Source organism: Streptomyces sp. NPDC059037 (assembly GCF_042740015.1).
Classification (GTDB): Bacteria; Actinomycetota; Actinomycetes; order Streptomycetales; family Streptomycetaceae; genus Streptomyces.
The window spans coordinates 1-20,116 of the sequence record NZ_JBHYIG010000182.1 but is presented as its reverse complement, the minus strand read 5'-3'; the positions used below and the strand labels follow the sequence as shown (position 1 = coordinate 20,116).

The 20,116-nt window shown below is 69.1% G+C and carries 18 protein-coding genes; 7 read left to right on the top strand and 11 right to left on the bottom strand.

What is annotated here, in order from left to right; translation table 11 throughout:
- Nucleotides 1–62 precede the first annotated feature (62 nt).
- Entirely contained in the window at nt 63–2,306 is a 2,244-nt protein-coding gene (locus tag ACFWY6_RS30280) for a M9 family metallopeptidase (protein WP_384696950.1), read from the bottom strand.
- A 202-nt stretch (nt 2,307–2,508) separates the two neighbouring features.
- Here ACFWY6_RS30280 and ACFWY6_RS30275 point away from each other — a divergent pair, with 202 nt between their 5' ends.
- Nucleotides 2,509–2,913 carry a RidA family protein gene (locus ACFWY6_RS30275; RefSeq protein WP_384696948.1) on the top strand — a complete coding sequence of 135 codons (405 nt, stop codon included), beginning with the start codon at nt 2,509–2,511 and terminating at the stop codon, nt 2,911–2,913.
- A gap of 46 nt (nt 2,914–2,959) precedes the next feature.
- Here the strand turns inward: ACFWY6_RS30275 and ACFWY6_RS30270 are convergent, their stop codons facing one another.
- From ACFWY6_RS30270 to ACFWY6_RS30260, 3 genes are all read right to left on the bottom strand, one after another.
- Nucleotides 2,960–4,297 (bottom strand): MFS transporter, encoded by a 1,338-nt coding sequence (locus tag ACFWY6_RS30270; protein WP_384696945.1) that lies wholly within the window; start codon nt 4,295–4,297, stop codon nt 2,960–2,962.
- Nucleotides 4,298–4,346: 49 nt separating this feature from the next.
- Nucleotides 4,347–5,234, bottom strand: a complete 888-nt coding sequence (locus ACFWY6_RS30265) for a helix-turn-helix domain-containing protein (protein ID WP_384696942.1) — start codon at nt 5,232–5,234, stop codon at nt 4,347–4,349.
- Between the two features lie 338 nt (nt 5,235–5,572).
- Nucleotides 5,573–7,084: a helix-turn-helix domain-containing protein gene (locus tag ACFWY6_RS30260; protein WP_384696939.1), complete on the bottom strand. Its 1,512-nt coding sequence runs from the start codon at nt 7,082–7,084 to the stop codon at nt 5,573–5,575.
- 224 nt (nt 7,085–7,308) lie between these two features.
- Here ACFWY6_RS30260 and ACFWY6_RS30255 point away from each other — a divergent pair, with 224 nt between their 5' ends.
- Entirely contained in the window at nt 7,309–8,175 is an 867-nt protein-coding gene (locus ACFWY6_RS30255) for an LLM class flavin-dependent oxidoreductase (RefSeq protein ID WP_384696936.1), read from the top strand.
- An 87-nt stretch (nt 8,176–8,262) separates the two neighbouring features.
- Here ACFWY6_RS30255 and ACFWY6_RS30250 read toward each other — a convergent pair whose 3' ends face one another.
- Complete coding sequence (locus ACFWY6_RS30250) at nt 8,263–9,744, bottom strand: oxidoreductase (protein WP_384696934.1); 1,482 nt, start codon at nt 9,742–9,744, stop codon at nt 8,263–8,265.
- A gap of 35 nt (nt 9,745–9,779) precedes the next feature.
- Nucleotides 9,780–10,343: a CGNR zinc finger domain-containing protein gene (locus tag ACFWY6_RS30245; protein WP_384696931.1), complete on the bottom strand. Its 564-nt coding sequence runs from the start codon at nt 10,341–10,343 to the stop codon at nt 9,780–9,782.
- Between the two features lie 124 nt (nt 10,344–10,467).
- On the opposite strand from ACFWY6_RS30245, the gene ACFWY6_RS30240 reads away from it, so the two are divergent.
- A complete protein-coding gene (locus ACFWY6_RS30240; protein WP_384696928.1) occupies nt 10,468–11,748 on the top strand; it encodes an MFS transporter in 1,281 nt (426 codons plus the stop codon).
- 125 nt (nt 11,749–11,873) lie between these two features.
- On the opposite strand, the gene ACFWY6_RS30235 is transcribed toward ACFWY6_RS30240, so the two are convergent.
- The 3 genes from ACFWY6_RS30235 to ACFWY6_RS30225 form a co-directional block, all read right to left on the bottom strand.
- Nucleotides 11,874–13,199: a phosphatase PAP2 family protein gene (locus ACFWY6_RS30235; RefSeq protein ID WP_384696925.1), complete on the bottom strand. Its 1,326-nt coding sequence runs from the start codon at nt 13,197–13,199 to the stop codon at nt 11,874–11,876.
- Nucleotides 13,200–13,517: 318 nt separating this feature from the next.
- Nucleotides 13,518–14,708, bottom strand: a complete 1,191-nt coding sequence (locus ACFWY6_RS30230) for a cytochrome P450 (protein ID WP_384696923.1) — start codon at nt 14,706–14,708, stop codon at nt 13,518–13,520.
- Nucleotides 14,705–15,418 carry a tRNA-dependent cyclodipeptide synthase gene (locus tag ACFWY6_RS30225; protein ID WP_384696920.1) on the bottom strand — a complete coding sequence of 238 codons (714 nt, stop codon included), beginning with the start codon at nt 15,416–15,418 and terminating at the stop codon, nt 14,705–14,707. The genes ACFWY6_RS30230 and ACFWY6_RS30225 overlap by 4 nt, the downstream gene beginning before the upstream one ends.
- 269 nt (nt 15,419–15,687) lie before the next feature.
- Here ACFWY6_RS30225 and ACFWY6_RS30220 point away from each other — a divergent pair, with 269 nt between their 5' ends.
- Entirely contained in the window at nt 15,688–16,140 is a 453-nt protein-coding gene (locus tag ACFWY6_RS30220) for an SRPBCC family protein (RefSeq protein ID WP_384696918.1), read from the top strand.
- Nucleotides 16,141–16,623: 483 nt separating this feature from the next.
- On the top strand, nt 16,624–17,406 hold the full coding sequence (locus tag ACFWY6_RS30215; protein ID WP_384696915.1) for a hypothetical protein: 783 nt from the start codon (nt 16,624–16,626) through the stop codon (nt 17,404–17,406).
- A gap of 433 nt (nt 17,407–17,839) precedes the next feature.
- Here the strand turns inward: ACFWY6_RS30215 and ACFWY6_RS30210 are convergent, their stop codons facing one another.
- Nucleotides 17,840–18,289 carry a winged helix-turn-helix transcriptional regulator gene (locus ACFWY6_RS30210; protein ID WP_384696912.1) on the bottom strand — a complete coding sequence of 150 codons (450 nt, stop codon included), beginning with the start codon at nt 18,287–18,289 and terminating at the stop codon, nt 17,840–17,842.
- Between the two features lie 121 nt (nt 18,290–18,410).
- Between ACFWY6_RS30210 and ACFWY6_RS30205 the strand changes: the two genes are divergently transcribed.
- Nucleotides 18,411–19,328, top strand: coding sequence for an alcohol dehydrogenase catalytic domain-containing protein (locus ACFWY6_RS30205; protein WP_384696911.1), 918 nt, complete (start codon nt 18,411–18,413; stop codon nt 19,326–19,328).
- Here the strand turns inward: ACFWY6_RS30205 and ACFWY6_RS30200 are convergent.
- Nucleotides 19,315–19,464, bottom strand: a complete 150-nt coding sequence (locus tag ACFWY6_RS30200; protein WP_384696907.1) for a hypothetical protein — start codon at nt 19,462–19,464, stop codon at nt 19,315–19,317. The genes ACFWY6_RS30205 and ACFWY6_RS30200 overlap by 14 nt on opposite strands.
- On the opposite strand from ACFWY6_RS30200, the gene ACFWY6_RS30195 reads away from it, so the two are divergent.
- Entirely contained in the window at nt 19,463–19,855 is a 393-nt protein-coding gene (locus ACFWY6_RS30195) for a DUF4267 domain-containing protein (RefSeq protein ID WP_384696904.1), read from the top strand. The two genes, ACFWY6_RS30200 and ACFWY6_RS30195, sit on opposite strands and share 2 nt — an antisense overlap.
- Nucleotides 19,856–20,116: the final 261 nt, after the last annotated feature.

The following is a 20,116-nucleotide window of genomic DNA, read 5'->3' as shown; positions in this document are numbered from 1 at the left end:
TTTTTTTTGATACGGCGACCACCGTGTTTTTCTGTTGATTTGTGGTGGGCTGGGTCTGTTGTTTATAAGAGACTGGGATTGTAGCTCGTGCTGACGGTCGCCCCCGTGAACGAGGTCGCGGCGTGGAGGCTGATGTAGTGGTACGTCCCCGGCCGCAGGCCCTTCACCGTGAGGGACTCGGTGTTGTCAGGGCCGGTTGACCGGGCGGTGTGGGCGCTCGGCGTGGCCCAGGTGTTGGAGTTGAAGTAGAGGTCGGCGTTGCCTGTGCCGCCGGATGTCTTGATGGTGAGGGACGTCTTGCCGGAGGGGATCCAGATGTAGAAGTGGGCGGTGTTGCCGGTGGTCGCGGAGACATTGCTGCGCCCGCAGTTCTGGCCCAGGGCCCGGGTGTCGGACGCCGTGCATTCGGTCGTGCCGCCGCCGGCGAGGGTGTCCAGCCACGCATTGAAGGCGCTGTCGTAGTTCAGCGACTTGGTGAAGTTGTACGCGTCGGCGTATTTCCCCGTCCGGTAGTAGCCGAGCAGCTTGGTCACGTCGGCGGGGTGCTTCTCCAGCATGTACCGCGCCGCCAGGTAGCCCCAGTGGTAGGTCCGGTCCGTGTTGGAGTTCGCGTAGGTGGTGTCGAAGAGGGTGCTCAGTGCGTACGTGTGCTTCGGGGCCTCTTTGAGCGCGGCCTCGTAGCGGAGGTTGCGGTAGGAGTACGACACGTACTCGGCCGCGCCCTCGATCCACCAGACGGCCGGGTACGCCTGTCCGGCGCTGAAGTCGCCGTACATGTCGTACCGGCCGTCGAGGTAGTGGGTGTACTCGTGGTTGAGGTTCCAGATGCGGGCCGCGAAGCCGTTGTCCGTGTCCCACTGGTAGGCGATGAACCGCGGCTGGTTGCCTGCGGCAGAGGGGTTGCCTTCGAGGTACATGCCGCCGTTGTTGGTGTCGATGCCGTAGATCGCGCCGGCGTAGGTCTGGTAGTCGTCCCTGGACTTGAAGGCGACCACCTCCATGTTGGTGTTGTTGTCGTCGGCCACCGGACGCCCGCCGTCCTGGACGACGCCGTGGAAGTAGCTGTTCTGCCGGAGCAGGCTCGAACAGGCCGCCTGGAACTCGTCGTCGGTCATCTTCTGGGCCAGGATGTGCAGCACTCCGGCGCTGCAGGTGTGGTTCTGGGGCAGCACCGCGGCCTTGAGCTGCTTCTCCAGGTCGCAGGTGCCGTAGGCGGAACAGTTGGCCGCGTCCTTGCTGTTGGCCACGACGGCCACGCGCACCCACAGCTTCGCGCGGGCGCCGGTGATCGCGCTGTTGTCGAGGAGCCACTTGCTCAGCGGGCGGACCTTGCTCCGCAGGGCGGCGTACTGCACGAAGCGGGCTGTTTCCCCACCGGCGTTGGCCACCAGGAACGCGGAGTCCGTGCCGAGCAGGTCCAGGTGCTGTGCGGCGAAGTTGTAGACCGCGTCCACGATGCTCGGGTCGGCCTGTACCGCGGCCGGGTAGCCGTCCGCCCATTCCCCGCGGAACAGGACCGTGAAGACGTTGTTGACCGCGTTGCGCATGTACCAGTTCGCGTTGTGGGCGCTGTCGTACGCGGCGAGCAGGCGCTTGACGACGTACAGGTAGCGCGCGTTCTCCTCGGCGCTGTCGATGAGGGTGACGGCTTCCCCGAGGATCTTCCCGTTCGCGTCGCTCACGGTGCGGGTGGCCGGGTTGGCGTAGAAGGTGTCAAGGGCTTGCCTGGTCGCGGTGGCCAGGGTGCCCGTGTACGGGCCGACCGTGTCCGGGTTGTAGTAGTGGACGTAGTACCCGGCGCGCAGATACAGGACGAGTTGTTCCGTGCCGGTGGCGTTGGTCCCGTTGTACGACGCGGCGTTCGTCCGCAGCGCGCCCGCCACGGTGACCATCTGCGCCTCACGGAAGGCGTGGTACTGGTCGGAACCGGTCACGCTGAACAGTGAGTTGACGCAGCCGACCGAGGCGGCCTTGATCGCGTTGACCAGGGCCGTGCCCGTGTTGCCGGTGAAGTCGGAGACCCGGCAGTCGGCCGCGGCTTTGGTCGTCCGCAGCGCCTTGGGGGCCGTCTTGACGGGGGGTGTGAGCGGCTCGAGCCGCTCGGCTCTCTGCTGCTTGCCGGGTCTGTCCTGCTCGACGATCTTGGTCGGTCCTGAGACCGGTTTGCCGCGTGGGGCAGGGGCAGCGGCAGCGGCAGCGGGAGCCGCGGGCTCCGGAGCGGGAGGCGCGGCCAGCGCCTGCGCGCCGCTCCCCGCTATCAGGGCGGTACTGATCAGTAAGGGCACGACGTAGCGCCGTAAGGACATCGCGACTTCTCCTTCTGCGGGGGATGTGGCGAACGGTCTTGCTCGGCATGGGCACATAGCACATGTGACATGTAAAATTGCACATGGTTCATGAGTGGACAAGGCTCGTGTCCTTCATCCTTTTCGCCTTGTGTCATGCCGCAGCAGCCGTTTGGGTCGGGAGCTGTGGAATGAGCACGCTCGCGCGGACGTTCGAGGAGACATGACGAATGATCAGCGCACCATCACCAACCCCGCGACTCTCCACGACCCGACCCCGTTCGGCTACAGCCACGCCGCCTCGGCGCCCGGCGAACTCGTCTTCATCGGCGGCCAGTACGCCTCCGATTCCACCGGCGCACCCGTACCCGGAGACTTCGCCGCTCAGGTGGACCTGGCCTTCGACCGGCTGCGTTTGGCACTGGAGGGGGTCGGTCTCGGATACGAGCATGTGGTCCGCCTCGGAACCTTCATCGTCGACCACGACCTCGACAAGCTGGAGGCCCTCGGCAAGGCGCTGCACGCCCGCTTCGGCGACCGGCTGCCGGCCCAGACGCTGAGTGGCGTCGCCTCGCTCGCGCTGCCGGGCATGCTGTTCGAGGTGGACGCGGTGGCGGTACGGCCCTAGCGGATCGCTCCGTCGGGGCTCAGCCACCGGGCACTGGCAAACCTCATCAGGCTTCCCTGCCGGCGGATTCCTCAACTGCCGCCGGGGTGAAGTCGGTTGGGCCTCGACCCTCTGCCCTGCGTAGATTTCGGATCGCCGGCACGGACAGCAGCGCCACCGCCACCACCATCGCCATCACCGCGTTGAACCCCAGCACCTCGCGCACCCCGAAGATCTCCGACGCGGGACCGGCGAGTGCCTGCCCCACGGGCATCATCGCCACCGATCCGGCCACGTCGTAGGCATGCACCCGGCTCCGCACCTCGCTCGGCACCTGGGTCAGGATGCTGGTCGTCCACATCACGCCCCAGAAGGCATTGGCCGCGCCGGCGGCCGCGAGCCCCGCGGCGATCAGCGGCACCGGAAGGCCGAGCGCCACCGACGCCGGCTGCAGCCAGTACAGCAGCAGCGCGGCGGAACCGGCCCGCAGCGGTCGTACCGGCCGCACCCGCATGGCGACGAGCGCACCGGCCACCATGCCGGCGCCCATGGCCGAGTTGACGAGGCCGAGCGTGCTGGGACCGTACTCGGAGACGACCTCGGTCGCGATCAAGGGGACCATCGGCCCCCAGGACGCGATCATGAGGACCATCCAGATCACGATGACGCCCCAGAGCCAGGTACGGGACCTGAACTCCTGCCACCCCTGCACCAGATCGGACCGAAAGGAGTTCTCCTTAGACCCCACGGACTTCGGCAGCGCGGACTTTGCCACCACAGACTGCGCCGCCCCGGACCGGTCCGCCGGTGCCGGCAGTCGCAGCAGCGCCAGGCAGATGGCACTGGCCAGATACGTGAAGGCGTACGCGACGAAGACCCCGCCCGGCTCGGTGAGCCCCACCAGCGCACCGGCCACCGCGGGACCCGCCATGGTCATCAGGGACTCGATGGTGCGGATGGCGCCGTTCGCGCCCTGCACGTCCGCGGCGATCCGCGGGATGAGGGTGGGCAGGCCGGGCTGGAAGAGCGCGGCGCAGATGCCGTTGACGGCGGACAGCAGACAGATCTGCCAGACGACGATGTGGCCGGTGAAGAAGAGCCCGGCCATGACGGCTTGTACGACGACGCGTACGAGGTCCGCCCCGATCATCAGCACCCGGTTGTTCACCCGGTCGGCGATCACCCCGCCGAAGATGACGAATCCGGCGAAGCAGGCCGTCATGCTGGCCAGTACGGCCCCCACCACCCCGGCCCCGTATCCGCTCAGCACCAGCCCGGTGGCCAGCGCCACCGGGGCCATCATGTCGCCGAGCCTGGCGACACTGCGGGCGGCGAAGAAGAGCGAGAAGTTGCGGGACCACAGGCCCCCTGGCGCGATGGACATGTCCCCGGGAGCACTAGTCATGGTGGGCGCAGTGTCGCGGCCGCAAGGTGCTCCGGGCAACCGAATTGCTCTAGACCAGGGAAGTCGGCGCTCCGGCGTTCAGCAGATCGGCGCCCAATTGCGTGAGTATGTGCCGGACTTGGTGGCGCTCCCGCACGCTGGCGACAAGACCGGCCCTGCGGAGTACCGCCGCGTGCTCACTCGCCGACGACAGCGACACTCCGGCGTGTTCCGCCAACTCCGTGGTGGTGTGGGGTTCTTGGAGTGTCTGCAGCACCGCGGCGCGGGTGTGGCCGAGGAGGGGCGCCAGCCTGGAGTCCGGCGTGATGGTGTCCGGCAGGAGCGGGCGCGCCGGGTAGACCAGAACGGGCAGCAGCCTGTCGTCCAGGAGGGCGACCGGCGTACGGCGACAGAAGTACGACGGGACGAGCAGCAGTCCGCGCCCGCCCAGGTGGACCTCCCTGTCGACCGGGTAGTGGGCGGTCAGCACCGAAGGCTGCCAGTGCAGCATGGGCCCGAAGGTGCGCAGCATCGCCTCCGTCCCGGCGCGGCACTGCACCCCGGTGCGGTGGCGCCGGTCGGCCTCGACGCGCGTGGCGACGTCGCGCCATCTGGGGCCGAGGACGCTCGAGTGGTACTGGTGCAGGGCGCGGCCCAACCAGCGCAGGGCGTCGACGTCGCCGTCGGCGAGGGAACGTGTCCAGGAGGGCAGGGCGTTGTCCTGTGCCAGCAGGGAGAGTTCGGCGCGCAGCCGCGGCTTCGGAGTGGACAGCACGGCGTCGATCCCGCTGTCCAGGCCGCCCGACGCCGCCGCGGGAGTCAGGAAATCCGGAAAGTAGCCGCGAGCCGGCATCAGCGGGGCCAGCACGCTCAGCACCTTCCGCCGATCGGGATGTGTCCGTCCCGCGGCGACGGCCGACTGCGCGTTCCTTGCTCCTCCCTCCTGGAGTTGATGCATGCTCAGGACGATTTCCCACAACGGGTCAGGCCCGTCGGCCACCCTGGTCCGTGACAGATCTCCTTCAGTGAAGTGCATGCGCAGCACGGCATCCCCCGATAGTCCGCTACAGCGTCGTCCTGCATACGCTGGCTCGCTCTGTTCCTTGCGGCCGGCACCGTTCGGGCAGGTCCGAAACACCGAGGGAGGCAGGTGCGGCCCTTCAGTGCGGGGCCGCCGGTCCTGGTCAGGGGCCGGCGGTGTCCGGTGCACGGGCGGTCATGACCACGCTAGAAGTCACCGCGCCCTGCGGCCAATGTGCACGGTGCTCAACTAAGGGCGCTTGTTGTGCACGATGCTCACAGGGCCCGTGCCGCGGTGATGTCCAGGGCGTGGACGACGTCGTGGGTGCCGGTGCCGGTGGTCAGCAGATCGAGCCCGAGGGCGGCCTCTGCGGTGCGCAGGTGGGCCCGTACCGTGTTGCGGCTGATGTCCAAGCGGCGAGCGGCCTGTTGGGCGTCCGTGTTGGCGTCGATCCACCCCTGAAGAGTGCGGCGATGCCGGGCGTGCAGGGGGCGCAGGATCGTCTGGGCCCAGGCGGCGGCCGCCTCGTTGCTCAGCAAGTCGGGCAGGGCGGGCGGCAGTTGACGCTGATCGGGTTCGGGGCCCGCGCATGAGCTGCCCAGAGCGATGGCCAAGTGGACGGCGGCGCGGGAGCGGACGTCGGACAGGTCCTGCCCCAGGGCGAGTTCGGCGCGTCGGAGATGCGCGGCGACGGTATTGCGGCTGAGGCCGAGCAGCCGGGCCACACCGGACCGGGGCATGCTCACGGCCAGGCGGGTGATGTCGGCACTGGCCTTGGGGACCGAGTCCAGCGGGCGCAGCAGTGCGCGGGCCCAGGCGAGTGCGGGCTGAGCGGGAAGGATGCCCGCCAGCGGCGTCTGGCCGTGGTAGTGGGCCACACGGCCGGGAGTGGTACGGGCGGCGGCCAGCGCATGGGCGGCCTGGCTGTAGGCCTCGGCCGTCGCGCCGAGGGGCTGCGCGCCGCTGACCCCCAGCGCATAACGCGGATCGTCGCGTACGAGCAGACGCAGCGTCTCTCCAAGGCCGCGCGTCGGCCCGCCGGAGCCGCCGACGCCACCGGATCCCCCAGGCGTGCCGTCATCGGCGATGAGGCAGATCAAGTGCTCCTTGAACACGGGGCAGTGCACCATCAGAGCCTGCCCCTGGTAGCCGTACGGATCCTGGTGGGCCCGGGCGATCCGGTCACGGTCGGCCGACGGGCAGCGCAGCAGGTGCACGCGCAGCCGATCGGCGTCCAGCAGCGGCGGAACGGCACCGGTCGTCATCCGCCGGGCCAGCAAGGGACCTCCCGTCAACAGCCCGTGCAGCACGGCGAACCGCAACTGGCGTGCCTTGTCGTGATAGTCCCGCCGGGCCCGGTCCACGCCGTCAGCGCGGCGCAGCAAGGCGAGCACCTGGCCGGCGTGCGAGGTCAGCGCGACGGTCTCCGGACTCGGCGCGGAGCGCCCGACCACCACAAGGACCGGACGCGGCTCGTACGGCCCGAGGGCTTCACAACGCACGTGCAGCCCTTCGGCCTGGGTCGCCGCCGCGGCCAACTGCCCACCGGACAAGCGCCCGAGCAGCCCGGGGAGCGAACCCAACACCTCCCGCGGAAACCCTGCCGTGGACGACTCCACTGTCCTCGCGTCGCCCGCGACCACCGCGACATCGACGCCGGTCTGCTGATGCAGCCAGTCGAGAATCCTGCCCGCGTCGGCCCCGGCCCCGCGCGACGCCTGACGTCGCACCTCACGCAGCAGCCCGCCCAGCCGGCCGTCCTGCCACTGCTCTTCCGCGTCCCCCACGGCTCTCTGTCCCTCTGCCGACGTCCCGTTCTCTCCGCGCGCTGCCCAACGACCCAGCCGCCCACGGGCCACGCGCCTGCTCCAACCGCCCGAGGAGCCCGCTCCCAGCGTCTCACCGGGCCGGTGGGCGGGGGAGTCTGATGCCGGACGGGCCGCTGCGGTGTGGCGGTTCGGCGGGGCGCCGACCGGTTGCCGCCCCCGATGCCGTGCAGCAGGATGCGGGAATGCGCTTCTCGGTCAACATCCCCAACTTTGGTGACTTCGCCGACCCCAAGGCCGTGGCGAAGGTGGCCGTGGCGGCGGAACAAGCAGGCTGGGACGGCCTGTTCGTCTGGGACCACGTGCTGCATCGCAAGCACGCGGGCCTGCCCTTCGGAGACCCTTGGATGCTGCTGACCGCCGCGGCGTTGGCGACCTCCCGGATCAGACTGGGCACGCTGGTCACTCCGGTCGCCCGGCGGCGCCCGCAGCAACTCGCCCGCCAGGTGGCGACCTTGGACGCGGTGAGCGGCGGTCGGGTCACCTTCGCCACGGGTCTGGGCGGGCCCGTCGAAGACGAGTACGAGAGCTTCGGTGACGCCACGGACCCGAAGGTGCTGGCCGAGCGACTGGACGAGGGCCTGGATCTGCTGCAGCGCTACTGGTCGGGCGAGCCGGTGAACCACGAAGGACGGCACTACCGGGTACGGGACGTGACCTTGCTGCCCGCCACGGTGCAACGCCCTCGGCCTCCGGTCTGGGTCGCGGGCTTCTGGCCGAACCGCCCGCCGATGCGCCGGGCCGCCCGCTGGGACGGCGCGGTCCCGCTGTTCACCGATGCCAGGCACGGCCACGTGCCGCCCATCGAGCAGGTCCGCGACCTGGTTGCGTACGTGCGCAAGCAGCGCGAGGACCACGCCGACACCCCCTTCGAGATCGTCCTGGGAGGCGCCACGCCGGGCGGCGACACCGCCAAGACCCGCGACCTGCTCGCCCCGTTGGCCGAGGCGGGAGCCACCTGGTGGGACGAGCGCCAGCTCCAGACAACCGAGGCCCTCCACCAACTCACACCGGTGCTGCGCCGCATCGAGCAGGGGCCGCCGGTCCTGTGATGCGTTGCCCAGGATGAAGACGGAGCCGAGGAGCCCCCTGAGTACGTCGCCGAGCTCATACCGACCTCTCGCTCGCCCGGGAGGAGATCAGTTCCTGTTCAGGGTGCGCGTGATCCCCGCGAGCACCGCCGTCGTCAGGATCCATCCCGCGGCGATGAGGGTGTAGGCCAGCCAGGAAGGTGATCCTCCCTGCCAGTACCAGGACGTGCGCTGGCCGAGACCGCCGATGGGGATCAGGAGGTCGAGGGTGTAGACGAAGGCGTTGAACGGGGGCACTTGGCCGGGTTCGGTCGGCCGGGGTGAGTGGGCACCGAAGACCGTGGTGCCGAGCAGGATGAGCGCCGCGATCCACACGCCCGCAAGCCAGGGGCGGTAGCCGTATCCGACGGCGGCGTCCAGGAGGTGTCCCCACAGCCGGGCGGGCAGGCCCAGCGTCTTCCTGCGGTGGCGCTGTTTGACCAGCAGGACGCGCCGGGCGTCGTCGTCATGGCCGATCTGCCGGTACCAGGCGGCCAATTGCTCGTACGGCTGGGCGGCGTAACCCGGATGCCGCCGAATCCACGCCACGCGACGCTCCACGGAGCGCTCCTGGAGGTCGCCGTTCTCGTGGAGAGAGCCGTAGGTGAAGCCCTGCAGGCGTACGGTGTCCGGCCACACATCCTCTCGGTCATGGACGGTCGTGGCCCGCGCGTCCTGCAGGTTCATCAGCCCCGACGGGGGCTCCGCCGGGGTGAAGACGAAGACTCCTGCCTGCATGCGGGCGCAGTCCAGCGCCATGCCGCCGGCCCGTAGAAAGGCGCCGTCGAGGGTCAGTTGGTCCGCTATCTGCGCGCCCCGCAGGCTGACGGTCCCTTCGGCTGTGAAGCCCTCGGACAACGCCATGGTGCTCCCCACCACCGCATGGTCGGCGAGGAGCGCGACGCCATCGGGATGGCGCAGCTGTGCCCGCTCCATGTGCAAGCCGCCGGCCAGCTGCGCACCCAGAAGGCGTATCCCGCCGTGGACGGTGGTTCCACGGCAGAACAGTCCGCCTTCCATGACGAGTCCGCCGGCCACGACAGCCCACTCGCCGGGGCGTGAGATCACCGAGTCGCTGAGCACCAGCTCACCGGCCAGGCGCGCGTTCAAAAGACCGAGCCTGCCGCTGAGAACCGTGCGGCGAAAGGCGACCCGACCCTCCACCCGTGCCATGGTCAGGTCGAGTCCCGGAAGCCTGCTGCCCTTGATCCCGATCGTCCGGGTGGCCGCTCCGTACAGCCTGACGCCCTGCTCGAACCAGCACCCGTCAAACCACATGCCGTGCCCGATCTCGGCCTCGCTGAGATCGAGGGTGCCGCTGATCCGGGCGCCCGCGAGCCGTAGCGCCGGAACGTCCCCCGGCTGCCCCGGGTTCCCTCCGAGGAGCAGGGCTCCCACGACACTGGCCCTGACCGTCCGCGCGTCGCCCCATCCAGCCCCGTGCTCGGGGTCATCCTCCGGACCACCCGTACGGAAGTCCACTGAACCGCCGGTGGGGTAGGCGTCCCACAACTGGCGCTCTGCTGACGTGAGTTCTTCGTACGTATGCACGCCGAAAGATTAACGGGCGGCGACTGCAATGATCACTACGTCGCCTGCCGCTGCCGTGACGCGTACGACCGGCTCTTGTTGCGGTTGCCGCACACCTTCATCGAGCACCAGCGGCGGCTGCGGTTCTTCGACACGTCCCAGAACGCCCAGCCGCAGGTGTGCTCCGCGCAGCGCTTGAGCCGGGCGGCGTCCCCGGTCGTCACCAGCTCACTCCACGCGATCGCCAGCGCGGCCAGCGGCCTGCGCTCCGCGGGCAGTTCGCCCATGGGGGTCAGCGAGCCGCGTGCCGTGACCCGCACGGGGTGTTGGGCCAGCACCTGGTCCGCGGCGGCGAGCAGGTCCGGGTCGGGGGTGTCGCCGACGTGACCGCCCAGTTCCTCGCGGATGCCTGCGCGCAGGGCCAGATAGCTCGCGTGTACGTCGGCGGGGATGCCGCCAGAGACGTCGACGGGGGCGTCGCCATGCGCGTCGAGCAGGCCGTGGCCCGTCAGCCACTGGGACAGCCCGGCCGGGGTGGCGATCTCGTCGCTCGCCTGTTCGACATCGACGGTGTTGGCGAATGCCTCCACCAGGACGGCTGAGGCCGGCGGCTCCAGCATGGCGCGTCACCTCCTGCGGGTTCCCGCCATTCTACCGCCTAAGCGTTTTACCGGTTGCGTGATGGCAGGGGAGTGCGCCACAGTGGCGTAACCGGTTAAAGCGTTAGACGGTTAGGGGAGGGTCATGGTCACGGCAGTGCCAGAGCGGACGGAGACCGGCAACGGCCTCGGTGGTGTGACGCTGGAGGGCCGCACTCCAACAGACACTGGCCGACGCAACACCGCAGTCCTGGTCGGCTTCACCGCCGCGACCAACCTCGCCGACGGCGTGATGAAGATGGCCCTGCCCCTGCTCGCGGCCCAGCTCACCGGCTCGCCCGCCCAGGTCACCGCCGTATCGATGACCCTCACGCTGCCCTGGCTGCTCGTCGCCCTGCACATCGGCGTGCTCGTCGACCGCTTCGACCGGCGGCGGCTGCTCTGGGGCGCGAACGGGATGCGGCTCGCGGCGATGGGCTGGCTGACCGTGTCCGCCGTGACCGGCGGCATCACGCTCGTCCAGCTCTTCAGCGCCGGGGTGATCCTCGGTGTCGCCGACGTGCTGGCCTCTACCTCCGCATCCGCGCTGGTCCCGGCCGCGGTGCCGGCGGCGGGGCGACAGCGCGCCAACGCGTGGATGGTGGGAGCCGAGACCGTGGGGCAGGAGTTCGCCGGGCCTTTCGTCGGCGGGCTGCTCCTTGCCGCGGGGACCGGCATCGCGCTGGGCCTGATCGGAGCCTCGTACGCGATCGCCGCCCTCGCCCTGCTCCTGCTGGTGGGCCGCTTCCAGGCCCGGCCCGCCGCGGACGCCGCTCCCGTCTCGGTCAACAGCCGTATCGCCGAGGGGCTGCGCTTCCTCTGGGGCGACCCGGTGCTGCGCACGCTCTCGCTGGTCGTCGCCGTACTCGCCGCCGTCTGGGGCGCCTGGCTCGCCCTCATGCCGCTCTACGCACAGCAGGCCATGGAGCTGGGGCCGCACGAGTACGGCATCGTCCTCAGCGCCCTGGGGATCGGCGGTGTGGTCGGCACGGTGGCCGTGACCTGGGTGAACCGGCTGCTCGGCGCTCGCTGGGCGATGTTCGCCGACCTGGTCGGGACCACCGCGATGGTGGCGCTGCCCGCCCTCACCACCAACATCGCGGCCGTGGCGGTGGGTGCCTTCCTCGGCGGTATGGGCGGCACCCTCTGGACGGTCAACGCCCGCACCATCACCCAGCGCATGGTCCCCGACGCGATGCTCGGCCGCTACGGCGCGGCGGCCCGGCTCTTCAGCTTCGGCGCCATGCCGCTGGGCGCGGCCCTGGTGGGCCTGCTGGCCGAGCTGGGCGGCATGCGGCTGGCCTTCGGAGTGTTCGCCGGGGCCCCGGCGGCGACACCGGTGCTGTTCCTCAGGAACGTCACACGGCAGGCCCTCGCGTCCCGATAGCCACCGGACGAACGGGATGCGGGGGAGGGGCGGGAAGCCAGTGCCAGGAATTTCTTCGCCCGCACATGTTCAGCTTCCCGACCCCACCCGGCAATCGTCCGGCCCACCACCTGCCGCAACCTGAATCACACGAGTTCGGGTTGCGGTTCCGATTCGGATCGCTGCGCTGGTACGGCCGCCTTCGGCTCCCACAGCTTGCTGGTCCGCATATAGCCGTAGACCACAGAGGCCATCGCGAGAACAAGAAGCGGTCCAAACACCCACGGATATTCGGACATCTCCACCGGCAGGTAGCGATACGACACCAGGAACAGCGCGAAGACCGTTACGCCGTAGGCGACCAGCTGGATTCCGTGCCGGTCCCAGCCGCGATCGTGCGCGCGGAGCGCCGCGTCGATCGTGAACGCGAACACCACGCCGGCAACGATATCCACGCCGTAGTGATAGCCGAATCCCAGCGTTGCGCCGAGGGTGGCGATCAGCCAGAACGTGCCTGCGTAGCGCAGAATGCGTGGCCCCTTGCGGGAATGAATGAAGATCGCGGTGGCCCACGCGGTGTGCAGGCTGGGCATGCAATTGCGAGGGGTGAGCTCGTCGAACGGCATCGGTTGCGGATCACCGATCGGCGGCGGCGTGTCCGGCCACAGATTGGCCACCGCCAAGTGCTCGCTGCCCGTACCGAAGGCGCCGGTGCCGTAGGCGAAGATCGGCCCGACCACCGGGAAGATCATGTAGATCGCCGGCCCGAGCAGGCCGATGACCAGGAACGTACGCACCAGATGGTGGCCCGGGAAGCGGCGCTCGGCCGCCACATGGCGCAGCTGGTACACCGTGACGACGACCGCGGCCACCGCGAGCTGAATGTAGACGTAGTCGAGAACATGGGCACCGATCGAGCCGGTGGCCTCGACGATCCGGCCCGCCACCCACGACGGATTGCCCAGCGCGTGATCGGCGCTGGCCAGGTACTGGTCGAGCACCAGGGGGCGGGTCTTGGAGGTGATGAGGAGCCAGGTGTCGCCCGTCTTGCGCCCGGCCACCAGCAGCAGGCCGAGACCGACGCCCTTCAGCAGCAGAACCCGTTCCGATCCCGTGCGGCGCGTGACGGCGATGACCCCATAGGCCAGAAGCACCCACAACGCACCGTTGCCGAACATCATCTTGGCGTCGAGCACCCAGCGAACCAGCAGGAAGACGAGGTCGATGCCGATCGCGAAACCGACCGCGATGAACCGCTGGCGCCAGGTGAGGACCACCATCATCAACGCCATGCCGGCGTACAACAACGGCCCCGATTTGGGTGCGAATATCACCTCTCGCACCTGGTTGGCCATTGGCCCCGGTACGCCGTAGTGACGCGCGGCGATCTCCAGCACGATGAGGAATCCGAGGCCCACAACGGCCGCTGTGGTCCAGAGAATCGCCCGCGGCTGACGCCACGCGGCGAGCACTTTTCTGCAGTTTCTCCGCGAAAGTATTCGCGATGCTATAGATATCAATGTTTGGCCGATTTGTTAGTTGTGGTTAATTGGCTCACTCTTCGTGCTAGATAGCATGGTTTTCTGGTGAAGTACGGGCGATCAGGGCACTCCTGGTGAGTTCGATCATGTTAGCGGAGCGGTTCACACGGGTTTCGTCGGCCATCGGTGTCGCGAACGCCGCCGTGAACCGGCACTCATGGCAGGGATCTTGGCGCACGCACACGACAGCGCCCCCGGCCAGACGGAGGAAGGCCGATGGCGCTGCCGTGTGCTGTCACACGGTGAAGGTCACCAGGTGATCGGCAGCCGTTCGGGAATGCGCTTCATGAACCCGGTACGCCACACCAGTTGCTCGATCGGCACGGCCAGGTCCAGGGCGGGCATCCTGTCCAGCAGAACCGAGATCGCGGTCTGGGCGTGAGCCTTGCCCAGCGCGGTCGCCGGGCAGTAGTGCTGCCCTCCGCCGAACGACAGATGCGCGCCCGCATTGGGCCGGTCCAGGCGCACGGTGTGCGGGTCGGCGAACTCGTCCGGGTCGTGGTTGGCGGCCTCGACCAGGACAAGGACCAGCTCACCCGTGCGCACCGTGATGTCGCCCAGCTGGACGTCCCCTGTCGCGATGCGGGGCAGCCCGTCGGCGATGGAGAGGTTGACGCGCAGCAGCTCGTCCACGGCGGCAGGGATGAGGCCCGGGTCGGCGGCCAGGTGCTCCTTCAGCTCGGGGTGCTGGATCAGCGACACGACCGCCATCGTCAAGAACCCCATGACGGAGATGACTCCGGCGCCGAACATCGTCACTCCGACCGTGGCCAGCATCTCGTCACTGACATCGGCGTAGTCCGGCGTCCCGCGCAGCGCGGCCAGGTCGCCCATCAGCCCGCCGTCCGCGTCGTCCAGCCGGTCGGTCATGTAGGCGATGTCACGGTCCCAGTTCATCTGGGCACCGGGGATCTCCCGAGGGCTGTTCATGAATGCGATGTGCAGCGACCGGTACAGCAGACCGGCGTCTGCCTGCGGGATGCCCAGGATGCGGCAGTGCAGCCCCGTCGAATAGGGCACCGTGAACCCCCGGCGGAGATCGGCCGGCGCTCCCTCCGCCATGAGCTGGTCGACGAGCCGTTCGGCGTGGCCGCGCATCCAGTCGCCCAGGCCAGGAGCCTTGGGGTTCAGGGCTTTCATCACGGCCTTGCGCAGCCCGGCCCCCGTGATGTTGCCCATGTTGTTGACGACCTCCGGCGGGATGGTCAGCGCGTACTGGCGCGGCACCCCCGCGGCGGACGTGTCCTTGAGGGAGAACCGGGCGTCGTCCAACACTTGTCTGCACAGGGCGTACGACGACACCAGCCAGGCCGTATCCCCGGCGATGGTGCGGACCCGCTTGATCGGCTCACGGTGCAACAGGGTTTCGATCTCGGGCGGGAGCTGGTCACCGCGCGGGGAGAACGGGAAGTCGAGCAGTTGTGTGGTGCCCGTGGTCATACGAGTGCCCCTTGGGTGGCGTCGGCGGGAGTGACGATGGCGTGCCCCTGGTTGCGGGACGCCCGCAGGCCGTGCCCCCGCGCGTACAGCAGGTCGGCCATCGGCAGGGCCTGGTGGTAGCAGTTGAGCGAGGACGGGACATCGAGGATCGCTGGAGTGTCCAGGAACAAGGGAGCTTCGGCGATGACGTACGCGCGGCACACATCGCGCTGCCGATCGGTGGGCGCTCGGCCGCCCAGCACCTTGCTGGTGAGGAACTCGTCCACCAACTGGTCGCACACAGTGCGGAACTCCCGGTCGGTGGCCAGCAGGTCGTCCAGGTGGGCGCGAAGCCGCCGGTAGGCGGGCAGGTCGAGCAGCGCGGACATGGGCCTGCCCCGCAGGCGCTTGCCGTCCGGGTCCAGGCTCGTGACGGCGGCGGTCGCCTTGGCGCGCACTCCGCGCAGCTGCTTGACCGCCTTACGGCGCGCGTCGTCGACCGGATAGCCCAGGGCTTCGTACATGTCGGCGACGTGCAGGTCGGTCCAGATCAGATCCACTTGCTCGAACTGGCGGAGCCCCCAGGCGGCCAGTTCGGCGATCCGTTGGTGCGTGAAGTAGCTGTTGCCGGGCGAGATGCCGATCACGGCGTGCGCGCCGTCGTCGTGGATGACCTGGCAGTGACGTGTGTACGGACGAGCCTTGATCATGTCGGTCGTGATCGTGGTCAAGGAGTGTGTCCCCTACGGCGCGCTAGTCCCTGCGGGGCCCCGTGCCCCCGGTGTGGCGACGCCGTCATGAAACTAACCGAACAAGGGTGCGCGCAGTAGGGTAACCAGGCAGTAACTCTCTGGCATTTCAGCAGGTTGAAAGCTGGATCATCCCCGCTCTCGCGCATCTCGGCGTCGCCGCATTTCGTGACGATGGCGACCCTCCGCCTGCCATGGGATTATTTGCATGAAGTGACAACGGGCATGAAAAAGGCAATAAAGAGGGCAAAATGTCTACGATCAAGGAATCCATCGACATTTCCCGCAGCCCCGAGGAGGTCTTCTCCTACGTGACCGACCCGACCCACCTGCCCGACTGGCAGGAGAGCGCCGTCTCGGTCCGCCTCCTGGGCGACGCGCCCATCACCGCCGGCTCGAAGGTCGCCGTGACGCGGCGGATGGGGCGTCGGGAGATGGTCACCACCATGCAGGTCATCGACCTTGATCCGCCGAGGAGTTGGCACATCCACGGCATCGACGGTCCGGTGCGCGGCGATGTCCAGGGCACGATCGAGCCGATCGACAACGGCGAGCATTCACGTCTGACGCTCGCCCTCGACTTCGAGGGCCACGGCATCGGCAAGGCGCTGGTCCCCCTCGTGGTACGCCCGCACGTACGCAAGGAGATGCCCAGGGACGAGCTGACCCTGAAGGGCATTCTGGAGGCGGGGGCAACCCGGTGAGGCCCCGCCCTCACCAGTGCCCGGGTGCGCTCGGAAACGAGAACTGCTCGGGTGTACGCCTCACGTCCAAAGCCGGAACGCGACTCTCCCCGTGCGTTGGACTTGACCGGACTTGACCAGCTGAGCACCGACGCCAGCGACGCCGATTGAGGGGCCAGGGGACTGTCGGTGGCTGGTGGCAGGATCACCGGCATGGTCCTTATACGTACGACTCCGCCGCGGCCTGCAGATGTGACCGCGGTCCTTCCTGAGCTGGCTTCTTTGGCGCGTCCTGCGATTCGGCTGCATCCCCGCCCGGGGTCGCCTTCGGTCAGGGAGAGCTCGGTCGGGGGGCCGTTGCTGTGGCCGGCCGAGGAGCCGTGGCCGCACTGCGAAAGCTCGCACCTGCACCGTGACAGTGGGTTCCGCCAGTCGCCGGCCATAGTGCGGCTTGAGAGACGCAGGCAGGCCCGGTGGAACCCAGATTCCGGTGACTTCGAGCTGATGCCCGAGGAGGAGGCGCTCAAGGAACGGAGCGCCGCGAGGCTCGCGGAGCGACTCGACGCCAGCCCTCCGTGGCCTGCGGACTGCCCGGTCCCCATGCTGCCCGTGGCTCAGTTGTATCTGCGCGACATACCCCTGTTGCGGCCGCCCGGCCAGACCGACCTGCTCCAGATTCTCTGGTGCCCCTACGACCACGAACCGGATTACAAGCCGTCGACCGCGCTGTTCTGGCGGTCCGCCGCCGCGGTCGTCGACATCCTCGCCACACCGCCGGAACCGTACGAGGCGAACTATCCGGGCTATGTGCCGGAGCCGTGCGTGCTGGCACCAGAAGCGATCACCGAGTACCCCGACAGCCTCGATCTGAGCCCGGAGATGCGGCTGATGGTGGAGGACCGGAGCAGATGGCAGGCAGCCGGCGTCGGCGTGGACAGCGCCTACGGGGACCATCCGCGGGACTTCTATGACTGCGAGCTGGCTGACGCTCCCGGCTGGAAGGTCGGCGGCTGGCCCCCGTGGGGCCGCACCGACCCGTATCGCCGATACTGCACTGTCTGCGATGTGCAGATGGTCCCGCTGCTGACCATCGCTTCCTTCGAATGGGACGGTGATGAGGGACGCAGCTGGGCGCCGTGCGAGGACCAGGCCGTCGCCTACGCCGCCCACTACGCCGGCCAAGACCCCTCGCAGCCGACTGCGGTCGAAGTGGGCAGCACCGACAACATGCAGCTCTACGTCTGCCCGACCTCCCCCGAGCATCCGCACACCGACCTGATCCAGTGAGCCATCGGGCCTGTCACACACCCTCCGTAGCCGGTGAGATGAATGCTGCCGCATGAGGGTGTGCGGCAGGCTGTTCGCCTCGCTTGTGCCGACCAGACAGCTTTGACCGACCCCACTCACCACGTCATCCGGCTGCGCCGGGGACGACTACTGAACCTCGGCACAGCGGCATCATGCTGGTCGTGGGTGCTGATCGGCATCGGCATCCCGCCGGCGGTCGCAGTGTCTGGCGCGACCCCGCATGACAGCCAGGTGTTCAAACCGCTGATCCTGGCGATACCTGCCATCCGTTCGCGGCGCGGGCGACGCCGACGGCGACCGGTCAAGATCCGTGCGGACAAGGCGTACTTCTCCGCCGACCATCTCGCCTGGCTCCGCGGCCGGGGCCTGGTCCCACGCCCCGGTTGTGTGGCTACAGGTTCACACCGCAGGCTCAGTCTTCTGCTGCCGCGCGGTGGTGTTCCTCGCGGTGGGCGAGTACGTCGCTCATGTGCGCTTCGGCCCAGTCCTTGAGGCCGGCCATGACGCGGTTCAGGGACAGACCGAGGTCGGTCAGTTCATAGGTGACGGTGACGGGCACGGTGGGTGTGACGGTCCGGGTGACCAGACCGTCGCCTTCGAGGGAGCGCAGGGTCTGGGTGAGCATCTTCTGGCTGGCGCCCGCGATCCGGCGGGACAGTTCGGAATAGCGCATCGGCCGGGGCCCGTCTTCGTGGTCGACCCCGGGACGGTGCGGGCCGTCGCTGCCGAGCGCCGCGAGGATCAACGCGACCCACTTGTCGGAGATCCGTTCCAGCAGCTGGCGGCTGGGGCAGCCCGCCATGAACGCGTTGTAGCTGGTCTTCTCATCGGCCCGCTGCTGGGCCGCCGTCCGCGTCGACATCGATCGCTCCTTCCGTACCCGACGGGGGCTTACGCACTTTCAAGTGCCTTCTTTCCCAGGGAGGTTAACGAAACCAGCATGGAACTCGGAATCGATCACCCCACCGCAAGGGAACAAAGCCATGAGTGCTGCCACTTTCCGTACCGCCGTCGTCCGCGTCCCGAACGGGCCCGACTCGATCGAGATCATCGACGTTCCCGTCGCCGAGCCCGGCCCCGGCCAGATCCGCGTCGCCATTGCGGCGGCGACCGTCAACCCCACCGACCTCGGCGTCGCAGCGGGCTTCTTCCACACGATCGGGCTGGTCCAGCAGCCCGAACACACCGGCCTGGGCTGGGAGTTCGCGGGCGTCGTGGACGCGGCCGGGCCGGGCGTCGACCTACCCGTCGGCACCCGGGTGGCCGGCCTGGTGGCCGGCTTCGACCGCGACTACGGCACCTACGCCGAGCAGATCGTGGTCGCGGCGGCCGACGTCGCCCCGGTCCCCGACGGTCTTGACCTGCTGGCCGCGACCACGGTCCCCCTCAACGGGCTGGCCGCCGCGCGGGCCATCGACCTGCTCGGCGACGCGCCCGCCGGGGCCGGCCGGCTGCTGGTGACCGGCGCCGCTGGGGCGGTCGGGGCGAACGTCGCCGTACTGGCTCAGGAGCGCGGCTGGCAGGTGACCGGGCTCGCCCGCGCCGGCGACGAGGAGTTCGTCCGAGGCCTCGGCGCCGACTTCACCGCACGCGCCGAGCCGGAATGGGACGCAGTCGTCGACCCCGCACAACTCAATGACCAGGCCCTCAAGCTGGTCCGTGACGGCGGCGCCTACGTCGGACTGCGGCCCGGCCTCGAACCCCCCGCCGAGCGCGGAATCTCGGTCAACTCCGTGGTCACCGCCTCCGACCGCACCCGACTCGCCGACCTCCTCACCCGCGCCGCCGCCGGCGAACTCCCGACCCGCGTCCACGCCGCCGTCCCGCTGGACCAGGCCGCCGACGCCCACCGGGCCACCGCCGAGGGCGGCCTCCGCGGCCGCTACATCATCTGCCCCTGACCGGCCCGCCGCCGAGCGCGCCGCCGACCGCGATCACCGGCACCTGCCCGCCGGAACCCTCGAACGCCAAGGGCCGGTCCCTGCTGCGCAGTTGGCCCTTGGCCCTGCCGTACGACACCCTCAGGAGATTCGCCATGACCATGAAGCGCCTCGCCACCATCCTCGCCGTCCTCGGCGGCCTGTTCCTCCTCTACATCGGGGCCCTTTTCCTCCTCGCCCCGCAGGCGTCGGCCGAAGGCTTCGGGTTGCCGACCTGGCCACAGGACCAGGGGGAGGGGATCCTGGCGGCCAAGGGCATGCGCGACACCGGCTTCGGACTGGTGATACTCGCGCTGCTGCTGGCCGGCCAACGCAAGGCGCTCGGGCTTGCGATGGCGGCAATGGCCGTCGTGCCGGCCAGCGACATGCTGATCGTGCTGAACGAAGGAGGCCCGGCAGCGACCGCGTACGGCGTACACGGGCTGACCGCGGCCGCGGTCGCCGTGACCGCGGGACTGCTGCTGCGCGAGCGGTCGGCAGCCGTCTGAGGCCCGCGCGAAAGTGGATCTTGGTCCGAGGTTGTTGTCGTGTGCGACGGGGAATCCTGACCGAGGTCGACTGGCTGTTCTGGAGCCGTTGTTGCCGGCCGAACCACGATCATCTCGCGCTCACTACCGGCTTCGTCCGGTGGTGCTCTCCGGGGCGGGGCCTGGCCGCCCCGAGTGCAACGGGTCGATCGGGGCTCTCGGTACGTGGGGGGGGTCCGTGGTCGGGTTCAGTGGTCTGGTGTCAGGAGACCCGGTGGAGGC

Bases quoted from the DNA above. Each gene is read 5' to 3' on its own strand.
- ACFWY6_RS30280 (WP_384696950.1), bottom strand. From the start codon at position 2,306: ATGTCCTTACGGCGCTACGTCGTGCCCTTACTGATCAGTACCGCCCTG.
- ACFWY6_RS30245 (WP_384696931.1), bottom strand. From the start codon at position 10,343: ATGCTGGAGCCGCCGGCCTCAGCCGTCCTGGTGGAGGCATTCGCCAAC.
- ACFWY6_RS30230 (WP_384696923.1), bottom strand. From the start codon at position 14,708: ATGACCACGGGCACCACACAACTGCTCGACTTCCCGTTCTCCCCGCGC.
- ACFWY6_RS30255 (WP_384696936.1), top strand. From the start codon at position 7,309: ATGCGCTTCTCGGTCAACATCCCCAACTTTGGTGACTTCGCCGACCCC.
- ACFWY6_RS30205 (WP_384696911.1), top strand. From the start codon at position 18,411: ATGAGTGCTGCCACTTTCCGTACCGCCGTCGTCCGCGTCCCGAACGGG.
- ACFWY6_RS30200 (WP_384696907.1), bottom strand. From the start codon at position 19,464: ATGGCGAATCTCCTGAGGGTGTCGTACGGCAGGGCCAAGGGCCAACTG.
- ACFWY6_RS30270 (WP_384696945.1), bottom strand. From the start codon at position 4,297: ATGACTAGTGCTCCCGGGGACATGTCCATCGCGCCAGGGGGCCTGTGG.
- ACFWY6_RS30275 (WP_384696948.1), top strand. From the start codon at position 2,509: ATGACGAATGATCAGCGCACCATCACCAACCCCGCGACTCTCCACGAC.
- ACFWY6_RS30195 (WP_384696904.1), top strand. From the start codon at position 19,463: ATGACCATGAAGCGCCTCGCCACCATCCTCGCCGTCCTCGGCGGCCTG.
- ACFWY6_RS30210 (WP_384696912.1), bottom strand. From the start codon at position 18,289: ATGTCGACGCGGACGGCGGCCCAGCAGCGGGCCGATGAGAAGACCAGC.
- ACFWY6_RS30215 (WP_384696915.1), top strand. From the start codon at position 16,624: ATGCCCGAGGAGGAGGCGCTCAAGGAACGGAGCGCCGCGAGGCTCGCG.
- ACFWY6_RS30240 (WP_384696928.1), top strand. From the start codon at position 10,468: ATGGTCACGGCAGTGCCAGAGCGGACGGAGACCGGCAACGGCCTCGGT.
- ACFWY6_RS30220 (WP_384696918.1), top strand. From the start codon at position 15,688: ATGTCTACGATCAAGGAATCCATCGACATTTCCCGCAGCCCCGAGGAG.
- ACFWY6_RS30265 (WP_384696942.1), bottom strand. From the start codon at position 5,234: ATGCATCAACTCCAGGAGGGAGGAGCAAGGAACGCGCAGTCGGCCGTC.